General features: G+C 72.3%; 13 protein-coding genes and 1 riboswitch. Of the genes, 8 read left to right on the forward strand and 5 right to left on the reverse strand.

All coding sequences use genetic code 11. The features are described from left to right. The first annotated feature begins 258 nt into the window (after positions 1–258). Together guaA and ACFWEP_RS20190 are read left to right on the forward strand one after the other, a co-directional pair. Positions 259–1854 carry a glutamine-hydrolyzing GMP synthase gene (gene guaA, locus ACFWEP_RS20185; RefSeq protein WP_387371653.1) on the forward strand — a complete coding sequence of 532 codons (1596 nt, stop codon included), beginning with the start codon at positions 259–261 and terminating at the stop codon, positions 1852–1854. 195 nt (positions 1855–2049) lie between these two features. Further along, positions 2050–3318 (forward strand): hypothetical protein, encoded by a 1269-nt coding sequence (locus ACFWEP_RS20190; RefSeq protein WP_387371665.1) that lies wholly within the window; start codon positions 2050–2052, stop codon positions 3316–3318. Positions 3319–3725: 407 nt separating this feature from the next. Here ACFWEP_RS20190 and ACFWEP_RS20195 read toward each other — a convergent pair whose 3' ends face one another. Then, positions 3726–4310: a hypothetical protein gene (locus ACFWEP_RS20195; RefSeq protein WP_387371654.1), complete on the reverse strand. Its 585-nt coding sequence runs from the start codon at positions 4308–4310 to the stop codon at positions 3726–3728. A 229-nt stretch (positions 4311–4539) separates the two neighbouring features. Between ACFWEP_RS20195 and ACFWEP_RS20200 the strand changes: the two genes are divergently transcribed. Continuing rightward, on the forward strand, positions 4540–5055 hold the full coding sequence (locus ACFWEP_RS20200; protein ID WP_387371655.1) for a DoxX family protein: 516 nt from the start codon (positions 4540–4542) through the stop codon (positions 5053–5055). Here the strand turns inward: ACFWEP_RS20200 and ACFWEP_RS20205 are convergent. Together ACFWEP_RS20205 and ACFWEP_RS20210 are read right to left on the reverse strand one after the other, a co-directional pair. Further along, positions 4962–5225 carry a hypothetical protein gene (locus ACFWEP_RS20205; RefSeq protein ID WP_387371656.1) on the reverse strand — a complete coding sequence of 88 codons (264 nt, stop codon included), beginning with the start codon at positions 5223–5225 and terminating at the stop codon, positions 4962–4964. The two genes, ACFWEP_RS20200 and ACFWEP_RS20205, sit on opposite strands and share 94 nt — an antisense overlap. Next, a complete protein-coding gene (locus tag ACFWEP_RS20210) occupies positions 5212–6648 on the reverse strand; it encodes a PspC domain-containing protein (protein ID WP_387371657.1) in 1437 nt (478 codons plus the stop codon). The genes ACFWEP_RS20205 and ACFWEP_RS20210 overlap by 14 nt, the downstream gene beginning before the upstream one ends. Before the next feature lie 121 nt (positions 6649–6769). Here ACFWEP_RS20210 and ACFWEP_RS20215 point away from each other — a divergent pair, with 121 nt between their 5' ends. Beyond that, positions 6770–8065 carry a PspC domain-containing protein gene (locus ACFWEP_RS20215; protein WP_387371658.1) on the forward strand — a complete coding sequence of 432 codons (1296 nt, stop codon included), beginning with the start codon at positions 6770–6772 and terminating at the stop codon, positions 8063–8065. After that, the gene (locus ACFWEP_RS20220) at positions 8062–8760 is read left to right on the forward strand and encodes a LuxR C-terminal-related transcriptional regulator (protein ID WP_387371659.1); all 699 of its coding nucleotides are present in this window, start codon (positions 8062–8064) and stop codon (positions 8758–8760) included. Before ACFWEP_RS20215 ends, ACFWEP_RS20220 begins: the two co-directional genes overlap by 4 nt. Positions 8761–8822: 62 nt before the next feature. Here ACFWEP_RS20220 and ACFWEP_RS20225 read toward each other — a convergent pair whose 3' ends face one another. Continuing rightward, complete coding sequence (locus ACFWEP_RS20225) at positions 8823–9881, reverse strand: NlpC/P60 family protein (protein ID WP_387371660.1); 1059 nt, start codon at positions 9879–9881, stop codon at positions 8823–8825. A gap of 549 nt (positions 9882–10430) precedes the next feature. On the opposite strand from ACFWEP_RS20225, the gene ACFWEP_RS20230 reads away from it, so the two are divergent. Then, positions 10431–10784, forward strand: coding sequence for a hypothetical protein (locus tag ACFWEP_RS20230; RefSeq protein WP_387371661.1), 354 nt, complete (start codon positions 10431–10433; stop codon positions 10782–10784). Positions 10785–10882: 98 nt separating this feature from the next. Further along, the gene (locus ACFWEP_RS20235; protein WP_387371662.1) at positions 10883–11602 is read left to right on the forward strand and encodes a hypothetical protein; all 720 of its coding nucleotides are present in this window, start codon (positions 10883–10885) and stop codon (positions 11600–11602) included. A 76-nt stretch (positions 11603–11678) separates the two neighbouring features. Here ACFWEP_RS20235 and ACFWEP_RS20240 read toward each other — a convergent pair whose 3' ends face one another. Beyond that, positions 11679–12824: an NlpC/P60 family protein gene (locus tag ACFWEP_RS20240; RefSeq protein WP_387371663.1), complete on the reverse strand. Its 1146-nt coding sequence runs from the start codon at positions 12822–12824 to the stop codon at positions 11679–11681. A 7-nt stretch (positions 12825–12831) separates the two neighbouring features. Further along, positions 12832–12986: riboswitch (cyclic di-AMP (ydaO/yuaA leader) on the reverse strand. 249 nt (positions 12987–13235) lie between these two features. Here ACFWEP_RS20240 and pcrA point away from each other — a divergent pair. Continuing rightward, a complete protein-coding gene (pcrA, locus tag ACFWEP_RS20245) occupies positions 13236–15749 on the forward strand; it encodes a DNA helicase PcrA (RefSeq protein ID WP_387371664.1) in 2514 nt (837 codons plus the stop codon). Positions 15750–15780 lie beyond the last annotated feature (31 nt).

Below are 15780 nucleotides of genomic sequence, written 5' to 3' on the forward strand. Positions count from 1 at the left end.
CGTCAGTTGCTCAAGCAGCACGACCATGACACCCGGCGGGCCGGGTGCCATAGGTAAAGACGTGGATCGTGTGCTGACGCATGGAGCCAGTATGGACCCGCCCGGTCCGCCGCCCCCACGGGGGCCCGGATGGTGAGACGGCGGCTGCGGAACGGGACGGTCCGCTGGGACGACGGCGGAACGGGGACGAGGGAAGCGTCTTCGCCGCGGCCGGTAACATTGAAGGACCGACCCCTCTCACCGCCGGAAGGCCGCCTCGTGCCAGCAGCACCCCCCGCCGCCCCCGACATGACCACCGACGTGGTTCTCGTCGTCGACTTCGGCGCGCAGTACGCCCAGCTCATCGCCCGCCGCGTCCGTGAGGCCCGGGTCTACAGCGAGATCGTCCCGTCCACCATGCCGGTGGCCGAGATGCTGGCGAAGAACCCCCGCGCGATCATCCTGTCCGGCGGCCCGTCCTCGGTGTACGCGGAGGGCGCGCCCTCGATCGACCGCTCGCTGTTCGAGGCCGGGGTCCCGGTCTTCGGCATGTGCTACGGCTTCCAGCTGATGGCGACCACGCTCGGCGGCACCGTCGACGACAACGGTGCCCGCGAGTACGGCCGTACCCCGCTCACCGTCACCAAGTCGGGCTCCACCCTCTTCGAGGGCACCCCCGACGACCAGGCCGTCTGGATGTCGCACGGCGACGCCTGCTCCGCCGCCCCCGAGGGCTTCACCGTGACCGCGTCCACCGACGTCGTCCCGGTCGCCGCCTTCGAGAACGACGAGAAGAAGCTCTACGGCGTCCAGTACCACCCCGAGGTCATGCACTCGACCCACGGGCAGCAGATCCTGGAGCACTTCCTCTACCGCGGTGCGGGCATCGAGCCGAACTGGACGACCACCAACGTCGTCGAGGAGCAGGTCGCGCTCATCCGCGAGCAGGTCGGCACCAAGCGCGCCATCTGCGGCCTCTCCGGCGGCGTGGACTCCGCGGTCGCCGCGGCCCTCGTGCAGAAGGCCATCGGCTCCCAGCTGACCTGCGTCTACGTCGACCACGGTCTGATGCGCAAGGGCGAGACCGAGCAGGTCGAGAAGGACTTCGTGGCCGCCACCGGCGTCCAGCTCAAGGTCGTCGACGCCGAGAAGCGCTTCCTCGACGCGCTCGCCGGGGTCTCCGACCCGGAGCAGAAGCGGAAGATCATCGGCCGCGAGTTCATCCGCGTCTTCGAGCAGGCCCAGGCGGAGATCATCGCCGAGGGCGCGGCCGACGGCGAGCAGGTCGCCTTCCTCGTGCAGGGCACCCTCTACCCGGACGTCGTCGAGTCCGGCGGCGGCACCGGCACCGCCAACATCAAGTCGCACCACAACGTCGGCGGTCTCCCCGACGACATCGAGTTCGAGCTGATCGAGCCGCTGCGCCAGCTGTTCAAGGACGAGGTCCGGATGGTCGGCCAGGAGCTCGGCCTGCCGGAGGAGATCGTCCAGCGCCAGCCGTTCCCCGGCCCCGGCCTCGGCATCCGCATCGTCGGCGACGTCACCAAGGAGCGTCTCGACCTGCTGCGCGAGGCCGACGCCATCGCCCGCGAGGAGCTGACGGCCGCCGGTCTCGACCGCGAGATCTGGCAGTGCCCGGTGGTCCTCCTCGCCGACGTCCGCTCGGTCGGCGTCCAGGGCGACGGCCGCACCTACGGCCACCCGATCGTGCTGCGCCCGGTGTCCTCCGAGGACGCCATGACGGCCGACTGGTCGCGCCTGCCGTACGAGACACTGGCGAAGATCTCCACCCGCATCACCAACGAGGTCGCCGACGTCAACCGCGTCGTCCTCGACGTGACGAGCAAGCCGCCGGGGACCATCGAGTGGGAGTAGTCCTCCCCGAGAACCCCTGACGATGCCGCCGTTCCCCCGCGTGGGGAGCGGCGGCATCGCCGTCTGCGGGCCTCCTCGGCGCGGGCGCCGTCGCCCGGACCTGCCCGATGCGGCCCGAAGGCGTCCGGTACGGCACAATTCATGGACATCGTGGGCGAGTTGGTTTCACCGGGGCGGGAAAGGGCGGCACAGGTCGTGGCGTTGGACGAGGCGAGGGCAAGCGGGACGCACGGCGGGAGCTGTACGTGCGGCGACTGCCCGCACGGAGCACGCGAAGGACACCGGCGCGCGGTCGCCGCCTTCCTCGCCAAACGGGACGAACTCGCCGCCGGGAAAGGGCTGCCCGCCGGGGTGCGGCAATCGCCCTCGGCCTCCCGGCAGTGGGTCTCCGACGAGCTGACCGGCGCCGCCCGCGCGGTCGCGGACCGGGGCCGGGAAGCCGGCGACGCCTGGCTCCACCTGGTACGGCTGCGGACTCTGACCGTCATCGCGGTCGCCCTCGTCGCCCTCGTCCTCGGCGAGACCGCCACCGCGATCGGCGCCGGCTGGTCCACCGCCCGTACCGCCGGGCTGATCGCCGGGCTCGTCACCGCCGTGCTGCTGGCCGTCGCCGCCTCGTACCACCGGGCGCGCGGCGGTCTCCTCGCCCCGCTGATCGGCGAGGACAACCGGCTCTCCACCTCGCGGACCGTCGCCGCCTGCTGGGTGCTGCTCGCCGTCTTCGCCGTCCTGGTGCTCTCCCTCCAACTCGCCGGGGCCTCCGACCACGAGGAGCGGGACGCGCTCATCGAGGGGCTGGACCTGACCGGCTCGGCGGGGGTGCTGACGGTGCTGGCGCTGGTCTGCGCCGTCGCCGTCGTCGTCCGCCGGGTCGTCTCCGTACGCGTACTGGCCCAGCGGCTCCAGAAGATCCGGGCCGACCGGCCGCGCGCCGCCGACCTGCTGACCGACGACTCCGGCCGCGGCAGCTTCACGGACGTGAGTTACGTGCTGGTCAACGGCGTCGCCGTGCTCTTCGCGGCGGTCCGCCTCGCCCGCCGCCCCGAGCAGCTCCCGGACCTGCCGTGGGGGCTCGCGCTGCTGGTGGCGGTCTCGGCGGCGACCTACTTCGCGGGGAAGTACGCCGAGGGCGGCCGGCCGGTGGTCCTCTCCGTGGTCCGCGCCCGCGAGGCCGGCGACCTGGACGCCCCGATCCGTACCGGAGACGACATCGAGATCCGGGGCGCCGGCTTCGTACCGCCCGGCGCGGGCGGCCCGGCCGGACTGGCCCGGCTCGTCGTCCGCATAGGGACGGTCCACGTCCACGTCCCGCTGATCCCGGTACCCGGCGGCTTCGCCAACCCGACCGACACCGTGCTCACCGTGCCCGTCCCGGTGGAGGTCGAACCCGGCTCGGTGGACGTCCAGGTGGTGACGGCCGCCGGGGTGGAGACCAACAGCTGCCGGATCGACGTGACGGACTGACCCCGAGGACGGGGAGATCAGAGGCCCGAGCGGTCAGGAGTCCGGCAGGCCGGGTTGCGCCGCCGGAGGCACACCGCGTCGCCGGAAGACGGGCCGCCACCAGTACATCACCGTCAGGTCGTCGGGCCACGAAGACCAGCCGCGCACGTCCTCGAAGGAGTCCACAAAGAGGTCGATGGGCCGCCGGCCCGGATGGGGAACCAGCCCTTGCGGAGGCGGGCGCATCCGGTTCTCCGGTCCGGGCGGGGTTCTCACGACCGTCGCCGCCTCTCCGCGCCGGTGTCCGGCGGTCGCGTGGGTGTGCGAACCGCCTGGTCCGCCGGTGCGGACCGTACGGCAGGAAGCCAGAACCACGCGTTCCCCTCCGGCTCCCGCCGGCCCCGGGCACGGAGGGCCGAGCCGGCCGCTCAGAACACGGGTGCGGCCATGAAGGTCGTGAAGACCGATCCGCCGAGGACCAGCCACAGCAGGACCCCACTGGTCAGCAGGGAGCGCGCGGCGGGGACGGCGGCCGGGCGGTCGCGGAGCGAGGCGACGACGCATCCGCAGGCGACGGAGACGACCGGCAGTCCGAAGAGCAGCAGGGCGGTGCGCTGCAGGGCGAGCTTCGTCTCGTGGTTGCCCTGCCAGTCGGTGACGCTCTTGTTCCGGATCGCCTCCTCGGCGTAGTACCAGAACCCGAGGAACAGCGGGGCCAGCAGCACGGCGCTCGCGACGAGGAGGACGACGAGCGTCCGTCCTCGGGGCGGGCGGTCCGTGCCGTCCGGGTGCTCCGCGCCCGCCGGGGCGCCCGCACTCGCCGGGGAGCCCGCGTCCTCGGGGGAGCCCGCGTCCTCGGGGGAGCCCGCGGCCTTCGCGTATGCCGCGTCCACCGCGGCAGCCGCGTCCTCCGGGGCAGCCGCGTCCTCCGGGGCGGTCGCGTCCTCTGCGGCGGTCCGGGAGAGGGCCGGCGCGTTCGGGGTGTGCTCCGGGGGGTGCTGGGCGTCCGTCATGCGGGCATCCTCGGTGAGCGGACCGGTGCTCCGCCACCCCTGTCGCGTACGGGGACGGACGGGTGCGGGTTCGTGACACAACCGGCCGTACGGTGTCCGAACCGTCCGGTGTGCGCCGGCGTGCACGCCCCCGTACGCGTCGCGTGCTCCGGAAGCCACCCTCTGCCCCCACGTACGTGTGTTCTTACGTATGGTCTGTTGACGGGGCAACGGAAAGGTGGGGCAGTTCATGCAGGGCCACGGAAGCAACGGTTACGGACGCGTTCCCGGCGAACCCAAAGGGCTGAGGGAGCAGGCGCGCACCTACGCGCTGCTGCCGCTGCGCGTCTTCCTCGGCGTCACCTTCATCTACGCCGGACTCGACAAGCTGACGGACAGCGCGTTCCTGTCGTCCAGCGGCGCCGGTTCGATCGGCGACCAGATGCGCGGCGTACGCGACTCCGCCGGTGCACCCTGGCTCGTCGACCTGGCGCTGCACGGTCCGGTCGGCTTCGGGTACGCCATCGCGCTCGGCGAGCTCGCCGTCGGCATCGGCACCCTGTTCGGGCTCTGGGGCCGGCTCGCGGCGCTCGGCGGCGCGCTGATCTCGCTGAGCCTCTGGCTCACCGTCAGCTGGCAGGCCACCCCGTACTACTACGGCAACGACCTCGTCTACCTCATGGCCTGGCTGCCGTTGCTGCTCGCCGGATCGGGCCCCTTCTCGCTGGACAGGCTCCTGCCGCCGCGCCGCCGCCGGAGCCTGTAGGCGACCTGGGCGGCCACGGCGGCGAGGAAGAGCCCGCCGCCCAGCACGGCGACGAAGAACACCCACGGCGCCCGCCAGGCACCGGCCCAGTCGGCCGCGTACCCGCCCGAGAGGGCCAGCAGGGTGAGGCCGAGGACCGCGCGGCCCGGCCGGAACTCATGAAGCAGCACGGGTGACCTCCACCTGTCCGAGACCGACTTCCAGGCGCAGCTCGATCGTGCCGGCCAGGTCCGCGCCCTTCGGGGGCGCGAGTGTGCGGGTGGTCCGCCGGTCCGGGGCGATGTCGATGTCCTGGCCGGCCGGATCGCCGGGCAGGGTCACGTCCCCGAGCCCCACCTCGGCCCGCACCCGGACCGTCGCGTCCTGCGGGACGACCACCACCACGCGCCCGGCCCCCGCCTCCACCCGGGTGGCGAGAGTGGTCCCCAGGGGGACGTCCAGACCTGACAGGTCGAGCCGGGCCGTACCCGCCCCGATGTCGTACGACGGCTCCAGGGCGGCGGCGGTGACGGGATGCCACTCGGTCCGCGCCCAGGTCGTCCCGATGTCCCTCGGCAGCACGGTCGCCGCAGCGAGAACCCCCGCGACGAGCAGCGCGAACACCAGCGTCCCGAAACCGGTCCGCCCGAAGAACGAGGCGACCAGCAGTCCCACCCCGAGGACCGCGAGCGCCGCGACGGCCCCGATCTGCAGGCTCTCGCCCAGCGGGTGCCTGCCCCAGCCGGGCCAGGCCGCCGCCACCCCCGCGACGATCGCCAGGAACCGCACCAGGAACCCGATCGAGTGCGGCCCGTGCGTCTTCTCCCGCGGATCGGTGGCGACGGGAGGTACGTACTTCCCGTGCGTGTGCCCCGGATGCTTCCGGTGCGGCCCGTGCCCGCCGTGCTTCCGGCGTGCCTCGTCCGCGCCGGCCGCCTCGTCCGCGGGGCGGGGCACCGCGTCCGCCGGGCCCCACAGATAGCCCGGGCCCACCGGTCCGGTCGTGCCGTCCTTGACGATCGGGTCCCGCCACCACGAGGGCCCGGCCGGCGCCGGGGGCGCCTTGACCTCGGGAGGCGCCGAGCCCCGTCCGGAGGGCGGCGGGGCCGGGGCGGTGCGGGGCGCGGACGGTGCGGGTTCCCGGTCCGCCCGGTCGGGCTCCTCGTCCGTCGCGGTCGGCCGGCCGTGCCGCGTCCACACCGAGAACCCGGCGACGGTCAGCATCAGCAGGACGGCGAACGCCAGGACCCCGCCGTTGTTGATCATCGAGAGGAAGAGCCCGCAGCCGACCAGAGCGAGGAGCAGCGCCACCAGCGACGCGCCCTCCACCCGGCCGGAGAGCAGCCTGCGGAACTCGTTCTCCTCCTCACCGTCCACCGGGAGCAGCAGCCACGCGAAGCCGTAGAGGATCAGCCCGGTGCCGCCCGCGACGGCGAGGACCCCGAGGACCACGCGGAAGATGACCGGGTCCACGTCGAAGTACCGGCCGAGACCGCCGCACACCCCCGCCACCACCTTCTGCCGGGGGCTCCGCGTCAGCTGCGGTTTCGGTGCGCCCGTCGGGGCGCCGGGGGGTGCCTCGCCGGGGGGTGCGGCGGACGGGGAAGCGGTCATGGCTCCATGGTGACGGCACCGGGGCGCCCGGGGCACCCACGGCGACCCTGGCCCTCCCCTGATATTGGAGTAGGGGCACTCCCTGATGCCCCGGCGCACCCGGACGTGTGACGATCGGTCCATGCCAACCGCCACGCCCCGAGCCGCCGGTGCACCGGTCACCGACCCGGAGGAGCCACCGGCGCGCAAGCTCTACCGCAGCGCCGAGGGGCGCATGCTGGGCGGCGTCGCGCGCGGGCTGGCCGGACACCTCGGGCTGCCGGTCGTCTGGGTGCGCCTCGTCTTCCTCGGACTGTTCCTCGCGGACGGCCTCGGCGCGGTCCTCTACGCGGTGTTCTGGATCGTGGTGCCCCTCGGCGTCGGCGGCGTCGGTGGAGTCGACGGCTCGCGCTCCCTTTTCGAGACGGCCCCGGACGGCAGCCGCCGGCTCCGCAAACCCGACAAGGGACAGGTCTTCGCCCTCGTCGCGCTCATCGTCGGTGCCCTGATCTTCCTCGCCAACGTCAACATGGGCGGCGGCGCCGACCGCTACATCTGGCCCATCCTCCTCATCGGCGCCGGCTCCGTGCTGGTCTGGCGGCAGGCCGACAACGCCCGCCGCGCCCAGTGGATGGAGGTGGGCCGCCGCCGGAGCATGCTGCACCTCGCGCGCGGGCTCGCCGGGGTCGCGCTCGTCGGCCTGGGGCTCGCCGCGTTCCTGGTGGTACGCGGCTCGGCCGCCCAGCTCGGCAACGTCCTCACCGCCGCCATCGCGGTCCTCACCGGCATCGCGCTGCTCGCCGGCCCCTATCTCGTGCGGATGACCCAGGACCTCTCCGAGGAACGCCTGATGCGCATCCGCGCCCAGGAGCGCGCCGAGGTCGCGGCCCACGTCCACGACTCGGTGCTGCACACCCTCACCCTGATCCAGCGCAACGCCGAGGACGCCGGAGAGGTCCGCAGGCTGGCCCGCGCCCAGGAGCGCGAACTGCGGAACTGGCTCTACGACCCCGGCGGCACCGGCAAGGACGCCGACGACGAACCCACCACCCTCGCCGACGCCGTGAAACGCGCCGCCGCCGAGGTCGAGGACAAGCACGGCGTCCCGCTGGAGGTCGTCGTGGTCGGCGACTGCCCGCTCGACGAGAAGATCACCGCCCAGCTCCAGGCCGCGCGCGAAGCGATGGTGAACGCCGCCAAGTACGGTGGCGAGGGCGGCGCGGTCCAGGTCTACGCGGAGGTCGAGGGCCGGACGGTCTTCGTCTCCGTACGCGACCGGGGGCCCGGGTTCGACCTGGATGCGGTCCCCGAGGACCGCATGGGCGTACGAGAATCGATCGTCGGCCGGATGCGGCGCAACGGCGGTACGGCCCGGCTCAGGTCGGTGCCCGGCGGCGGCACGGAAGTCGAGCTGGAGATGGAGAGGGCGGGCGAATGACCGAGAACACCGAAGTGACGACCCAGGGACCGGAACGCCGGGTACGGGTCGTCCTCGTGGACGACCACCGGATGTTCCGCACCGGCGTCCAGGCCGAGATCGGCCGTACCGAGGAGACCGGCGTGGAGGTCGTCGGCGAAGCCGCCGACGTCGACCAGGCCGTCACCGTCATCACGGCGACCCGCCCCGAGGTCGTCCTCCTCGACGTCCACCTCCCCGGCGGCGGCGGGGTCGAGGTGCTGCGCCGCTGCGCGCCGATGATGTCGGCCGCCGAGAACCCGGTCCGCTTCCTCGCGCTCTCCGTCTCCGACGCGGCCGAGGACGTCATCGGGGTCATCCGGGGCGGTGCCCGGGGCTACGTCACCAAGACGATCACCGGCGCCGACCTGGTCGACTCCGTCTTCCGGGTCCAGGAGGGCGACGCGGTGTTCTCGCCCCGCCTGGCCGGCTTCGTCCTGGACGCCTTCGCCTCCACGGACGCCCCGCCGGTGGACGAGGACCTCGACCGGCTCACCCAGCGCGAGCGCGAGGTACTGCGGCTGATCGCCCGCGGATACGCGTACAAGGAGATCGCCAAGCAGCTCTTCATCTCGGTGAAGACGGTGGAGTCGCACGTCTCGGCGGTGCTCCGCAAGCTCCAGCTGTCGAACCGTCACGAGCTGACCCGCTGGGCGACCGCCCGCCGCCTGGTCTGACGTCCGGCACGGCCGCGACCGGCGGCCCCGGTGCCGATCCCGGGCTCGGGTTCCCGTCGCCGTCACGCCACCCGGGTCGCCCCCGCGAACGGCATCTCGTCGATCGGGGCGATCCGGATCGGCGCTCCCGGGCGCGGAGCGTGGATCATCTTGCCGTCGCCGATGTAGAGGCCGACATGGCTGATACCGGAGTAGAAGAACACCAGGTCGCCGGGGGCGAGCTGGGACCGGGAGACCCGCTGCCCGGCGTTGATCTGGGTGTAGGTGGTGCGGGGCAGCGAGACGCCCGCCGCCTGCCAGGCGGCCTGGGTGAGGCCTGAGCAGTCGTACGCGGACGGGCCGGTGGCGCCCCAGACGTACGGCTTGCCGAGCGCCCCGTACGCGAAGGCGACGGCCTGGGCGGCGCGGGAGTTCGGGGCCGCGACCGGGCCGGGGGCACCGCTCGTGCCCCCGGTGCCCCCGGTGGCGCCGTTCGCGTCCTCGTAGTCGGCGCGTTCGGCGGCGGTGAGGGTGTGCAGCAGCTCGCGGGCGTCGGCGAGGCTGCTGGTGATCTTCTTCTTGTGCCGCGCGAGTTCGGCCTCGCGGGCGGCGAGCACGGCGGCCTCGTCCTCCGCGCGGGCCCGGACCTGGTCGATCCCGGTGATCTGGCGCCGGATGCCGCTGATCGCTCCGGCCTGGCGGTCGCCCGCCATCTCGACGTACGAGGAGCGCTCCAGGTACTGGTCGGGGTCGGAGGTGAGCAGCAGCTGGAGCGCGGGGTCCAGCCCTCCCGACCGGTACTGCGCGGCGGCGAGCGAACCGAGCGCGTGCCGGGATTCGTTGAGGAGATCCGTGCGGCGGGCGGCCTCGTCGCGCAGCGCGTCCACGGACCGGGCAGCGTCGCCGGCCTTCTCCTTGGCCCCGTTGTACCGCTCGGTGGCAGCCTCGGCGTCCCGGTAGAGCTGATCCACCTTGGATCTGACCTGGGCGGCGGTGAGGTGGGGCTCCGCCTGGGCGGAGCCGGTCGCGGCGGTCGCGGTGGCCGCCCCGGCGAGTGCCAGAGCGGCGGCGGAGCGGGCAGCAGAGCCGGTGAAGAAGCGCTGCTTGGGCTTGCGGTGAGCAGATTTCCGGTGCGCGGCCACGAGGGCTGCATCCTTCCTGTCGGCTGCCCGCCCGGGGGTACCGGCGGGGCCCGGCGGACCCCGGCGGCGCGCGCCTCATGGGGGAGGGCGGGCACCACCGGGGTCTTTCGGCCAGGTGACCGGTGCCACCCGTCAGGGGGTGGCAAGGCGGGCCGGTCACCCAGGGCGTGTCGTCAAAGTGCCATCTGCCGGGCGACGCCTGGCACGCACGCTCGCCGCGTTGTCGGAATCGTCCTCGTACGTCCAGCACGAGGACGATCCTCCGCCTTGCGATCGCACGCACCGGATGCCACCCGGCCCGGCCTCCGGCCGGACGACGGCACTTTGACGACACGCCCTGGGGGGACGCTAACCCCGGGGCAGGCCCAGAAGGCGTCATGATCGGAATTGACCTCCGGTGACGTTTCGCCTTCGGAGTGTGACCGTGATGGTGGAGGGTGACCCGGTCATATTCGGGCAGCTTCGGGAACAGGCCGCCAAGGCCATCGAGTGACGAGTAAGCCCCACCTGACCGTCGGGGGGTGGTACGGCCCTCGTTAGGCTGCCGGCATGTCTGTACTCATCCATGTCTTCGTCGCCCTGCACATCATCGGTATCGCCTCCCTGCTGGGCGGCTTCCTGACGCAGATGAAGGCGATGGGTACCGGCACCGCCCGGTTCTCGCCCGCGATGCTGCACGGCGCGCTCACCATGCTCGTCACCGGCATCGCCCTCGTCGGCTTCCACCAGGCCGACGACAACCCGGTCAACAACGTCAAGATCGGCATCAAGCTGCTGATCCTCGTGGTGATCCTGGCCCTCATCTACCTCAAGCGCGACGAGGAGAAGGTGTCCAAGGGCGCCTTCGCCGCCGTGGGCGGACTGACCCTCGCCAACATCTTCATCGCCACCCTCTGGACCTGAGCCGGCCCGGACGGGCGGCGGCCCCGCCATGCGCCCCCGCCGCCACCGGCCGACCGGGCCGGGACGGTATGTCGGTACGGGCCCGTAGGGTGCCCGGCATGGCCATACGACCCACGGGGAGCGCGGACGGGCCGTACGACGCCGCCTTCCTGCCGCGCCTCCGGATCGTCCTCGAAGCGCCCGAGGAGCCGGTCACCGATCCGGTGGCGAAGTTGGGCGGCGATCCGGTCTGGCTCTCCGAACCCGCCTGGCCGCTGGACCCGCACTCCGGGGTACCCCTGGTGTTCGTCGGCCAGTTCCCCGTCCCCGGCGAAGAACTCCGCCTGGCCTACCTCTTCCTCGGCGAGGAGGACATGATCATGGGCGGCCTGGGGCCGGAGGACGGAGACGGCGTCCTCCTGGTCCAGCCCGACGGCCGCACACCCTCCTCCGCCGTGATCGGGCCGCCCGGAACGCACGGCCGGACGCTCTGGCGCCACGGGCCCGACGGGTCGAGGACCCCCGTCGAGTGGCGCGTCCATCTGCGTCCGGTGGACCGGTGCGCCCACGAGCAGGCCGGCTTTGAGCGCGGCACGCGCCGTGAAGGCCCCGCCGTCGCGCAGCCCGACGACGACCTTCGTGACTACCTCGGCGGCACCGCCCGCTACCCGAACGCCTGGGCGCAGGTCGAAGCCCCCTGGCAGTTCCTTTTCCAGCTGAGCGACGCCCCCGACGAAGACGGGGACGACCCGTACTTCCTCAACTTCGGCTACGGCCACGGCTTCGCCTTCGTCAGCCCCGACCACCGCGAAGGGCGCTTCTACTGGGAATGCTCGTAGCCGCCCCACCGCCCCACCGTCCTACCGCCCCGGAGGACACGGGCCGGGGCGGCGGGCGTGGAGGCGGTCCGTCGGGTCAGCCCGGCCGGACGCTGCCGTAGATCGGCATGTAGTAGATCGACTCCTCGCGGACGTACGCACCCGGCTTCGGTGCGTGGACCATCATCCCGTCGCCCTTGTAGACGCCCACGTGGCTGATGTCGTCGTAGAAGAAGATCAGATCGCCGGGCTGGAGGTCGGCCGTCGCGACCCGCGTCCCGACGTTGACCTGGTCCCAGGTGGTACGCGGCAGGTCGACGCCCGCCTCCCGCCAGGCCGCCTGGGTCAGGCCGGAGCAGTCGTACGACGCGGGGCCGGTGGCTCCCCACACGTACGGCTTGCCGATCTGGGACTCGGCGAACGCCAGTGCTTGGGCGCCCTTGGTGGAAGCGGACGTGGTCGAGCCGGCCGACGTGCCGGGGGCCGCGTCCGAGCCTGCCGCGGCGGCGTCGGCGGCGGCCTTGTCGGCCTCCGCCTTCGCCGCGGCGGCCTGCTCGGCGGCGAGCTTCTCCGCCTTCTTCTTCGCCTCGGCTTCCTTCTTCCGCTCCAGCTCCGCGAGGCGCGCCTTCTCCTCGGCGGTCAGCTTCGACAGCAGCGTGCGCGCCTCGGCCAGCTTGTCCTGCACGGTCTGCTTGCTGGTGCGCAGATCCTCCTGCGACTCCGTCAGCGCTTCCAGGCTCTTGGTGGCCTCGGTGCGCTTCTCGGCCGCCGCCAGCTGCTGGGTGCGGAAGTCGGAGACCGCCTTCTCCTGCTGCCCGCTGCGACGCTTCATCAGCTGGTCCTGGTCGAAGTACGACTGCGGGTCGTCCGCCAGGAAGAACGTCATCGAGGACGCCAGGCCGCCGGTGCGGTACTGCGCCGCCGCGTAGTTCCCGAGCGCGCGACGGGCCTCGTTGACCTTCTCCGCCCGCTGGGCCGCCTCCTCCAGCAGGGCGTCCACCTTGTCCTGCTGCTCGGCGGTGGAGTCCTTGGCCCGGTTGTACTCCTGAGTCGCGGAGCCCGCCTGACGGTAGAGGTCGTCGACCTTCTTCCGTACCTCCTCGATGCTCGGCTTGGGCGCCGAAGGGGCGGCCGTCGCGCTCTGCGTCGAGAGCAGCGTCACCGAGGCCAGCGCGACCGTGGTGAACCCCACAGCCGGTGACGTCACGCGCATCGGGGTGCGCGGCTTGCGATGTGATGCCAAGGCCGGCATCTCCTTCCTGGACCGCCTACCGGGTTAGCTGTCGGGTTCGGGCGCGGAAGGCTGCCCTACGGGCCGGTACCGCATGGACGGAGTACGGGCCCGATTCACCCCGGTGGGACGTGTGGGTCCCCGGTTCCGGACAGCCGTGGGCGGGCCGGATTCGGCGGGGGCGGCCCTGTGGCGCGGTTCGCCTGTCAGGGGATACGGGCCGCCCGGCTGAGCACGGTAACCAAGCGGCGGGGCGGCTGGGAAGGGCGATGTGCGATATGCCCGATACATTTTCGTGACCTTGGCCACGAGGGGGTGTTCGTCAGCGCGCCGCGTACGGTCCTTGACAGCCGGTGACCGTGACCGCCGAGACTTCGTAAGGCCGCCCGGAGTGTCCGTCGAGGCATCTAAACTCGACAAGCGATGAGCAGCCTCTTTGACGACAGTTTCCTGACCGGCCTCCAGCCCGTGGAGGAGGGGCCCCCGCCGCCCCTCGAGGACCACGAGCCCGAGGAGGAGCCCGAGGGCCTCTTCGAAGGGCTCTTCGACGCGCCCCCGCCGCCCAGGGACGGGTACTACCGCGACGGCGCCCCGCGCCCGGTCATCGACTCCGCGGCGCTGCTCGACGGACTCAACACCGAGCAGCGTGCCGCCGTCGTGCACGCCGGGTCCCCGCTTCTCATCGTCGCGGGCGCCGGCTCCGGCAAGACGCGGGTGCTCACCCACCGCATCGCCCACCTGCTGGCCGAGCGCGGCGTGCACCCCGGGCAGATCCTGGCGATCACCTTCACCAACAAGGCCGCCGGTGAGATGAAGGAGCGGGTCGAGCAGCTCGTCGGCCCCCGCGCCAACGCCATGTGGGTCATGACCTTCCACAGCGCGTGCGTGCGCATCCTGCGCCGTGAGTCGAAGCGGCTCGGCTTCACCTCGTCGTTCTCCATCTACGACGCGGCCGACTCCAAGCGGCTGATGGCCCTGGTCTGCCGCGACCTGGACCTCGACCCCAAGCGCTACCCGCCGAAGTCCTTCACCGCGAAGGTCTCCAACCTCAAGAACGAGCTCATCGACGAGGAGACCTTCGCCGGGCAGGCCGCCGACGGCTTCGAGAAGACGCTCGCCCAGGCGTACGCGCTCTACCAGGCACGGCTGCGCGAGGCCAACGCCCTCGACTTCGACGACATCATCATGACGACGGTCCACCTGCTCCAGGCGTTCCCCGACGTCGCCGAGCACTACCGCCGCCGGTTCCGGCACGTCCTGGTCGACGAGTACCAGGACACCAACCACGCCCAGTACACCCTGGTGCGCGAGCTGGTCGGACCGGCGGGTGAGCACGACGCGCCGGGCGAGCTCTGCGTCGTCGGTGACGCGGACCAGTCGATCTACGCCTTCCGCGGCGCGACGATCCGCAACATCCTCCAGTTCGAGGAGGATTACCCGGACGCCACCACGATCCTCCTGGAGCAGAACTACCGCTCCACCCAGACGATCCTCTCGGCCGCCAACGCCGTCATCGAGCGGAACGAGAGCCGCCGCCCCAAGAACCTCTGGACCAACGCCGGAACCGGCACCCGCATCGCCGGGTACGTCGCCGACACCGAGCACGACGAGGCGCAGTTCGTCGCCGACGAGATCGACCGGCTCACCGATGCCGGCGACGCCAAGGCCGGCGACGTCGCGGTGTTCTACCGCACCAACGCCCAGTCCCGTGTCTTTGAAGAGATCTTCATCCGCGTCGGCCTGCCCTACAAGGTCGTCGGAGGCGTCCGCTTCTACGAGCGCAAGGAGGTCCGGGACATCCTGGCCTACCTCCGGGTGCTCGCCAACCCCGAGGACTCCGTCCCGCTGCGCCGTATCCTCAACGTGCCCAAGCGCGGCATCGGCGACCGCGCCGAGGCGATGATCGACGCCCTCTCGCAGCGCGAGAAGATCTCCTTCGCGCAGGCGCTCCGCCGCGTCGACGAGGCGTACGGCATGGCGGCCCGCTCCACGAACGCGGTGAAGCGGTTCAACACGCTGATGGAGGAGCTGCGCACCGTCGTGGAGTCCGGCGCCGGTCCCGCGGTCGTGCTGGAAGCCGTCATGGAGCGCACCGGCTACCTCGCCGAACTCCAGGCGTCCACCGACCCGCAGGACGAGACCCGCATCGAGAACCTCCAGGAACTCGCCGCCGTCGCCCTGGAGTTCGAGCAGGACCAGGCCCGTGCGGCGGCGGAACCTGAGGGCGCCGAGGCTGCCGACGCGGATGCCGACGCCGATGCCGACGCCGATGCCGACGCGGCCGGTCCGTCCGGGACGCTCGCGGAGTTCCTGGAGAAGGTGGCCCTGGTCGCCGACTCCGACCAGATCCCCGACGAGGACGAGGACGGCTCCGGCGTCATCACGTTGATGACGCTGCACACCGCCAAGGGCCTGGAGTTCCCGGTCGTCTTCCTCACCGGCATGGAGGACGGCGTGTTCCCGCACATGCGGGCGCTCGGCCAGGTCAAGGAGCTGGAGGAGGAGCGCCGCCTCGCGTACGTCGGGATCACGCGCGCCCGCGAACGCCTCTACCTCACCCGCGCCTCCATGCGGAGCGCCTGGGGCCAGCCCTCGTACAACCCGCCGTCGCGGTTCCTGGAGGAGATCCCGGACCAGCACCTGGAGTGGAAGCGGAAGGGGCCGATGGCGGCCTCGGCCGGACCCACCTCGGGGATCACCTCGTCCCTCTCCTCCTCCCGCGCCCGCTCCGGCCCCTCCGGCTTCGCCACCCGGCGCACCGGCGACAAGCCGGTGGTCACGCTGGTGGTCGGCGACCGGGTCACGCACGACCAGTTCGGACTCGGCACGGTGACCGCCGTGGAAGGCTTCGGCGACCAGGCGAAGGCCACCGTCGACTTCGGCGACGAGCGGCCCAAGAAGCTGCTGCTGCGGTATGCGCCGGTCGAGAAGCTCTAGGCGGGCCGCTCCCTCGCGAGCCTGAACGTAC

This window comes from Streptomyces sp. NPDC060198, from assembly GCF_042728415.1.
Classification (GTDB): Bacteria; Actinomycetota; Actinomycetes; order Streptomycetales; family Streptomycetaceae; genus Streptomyces.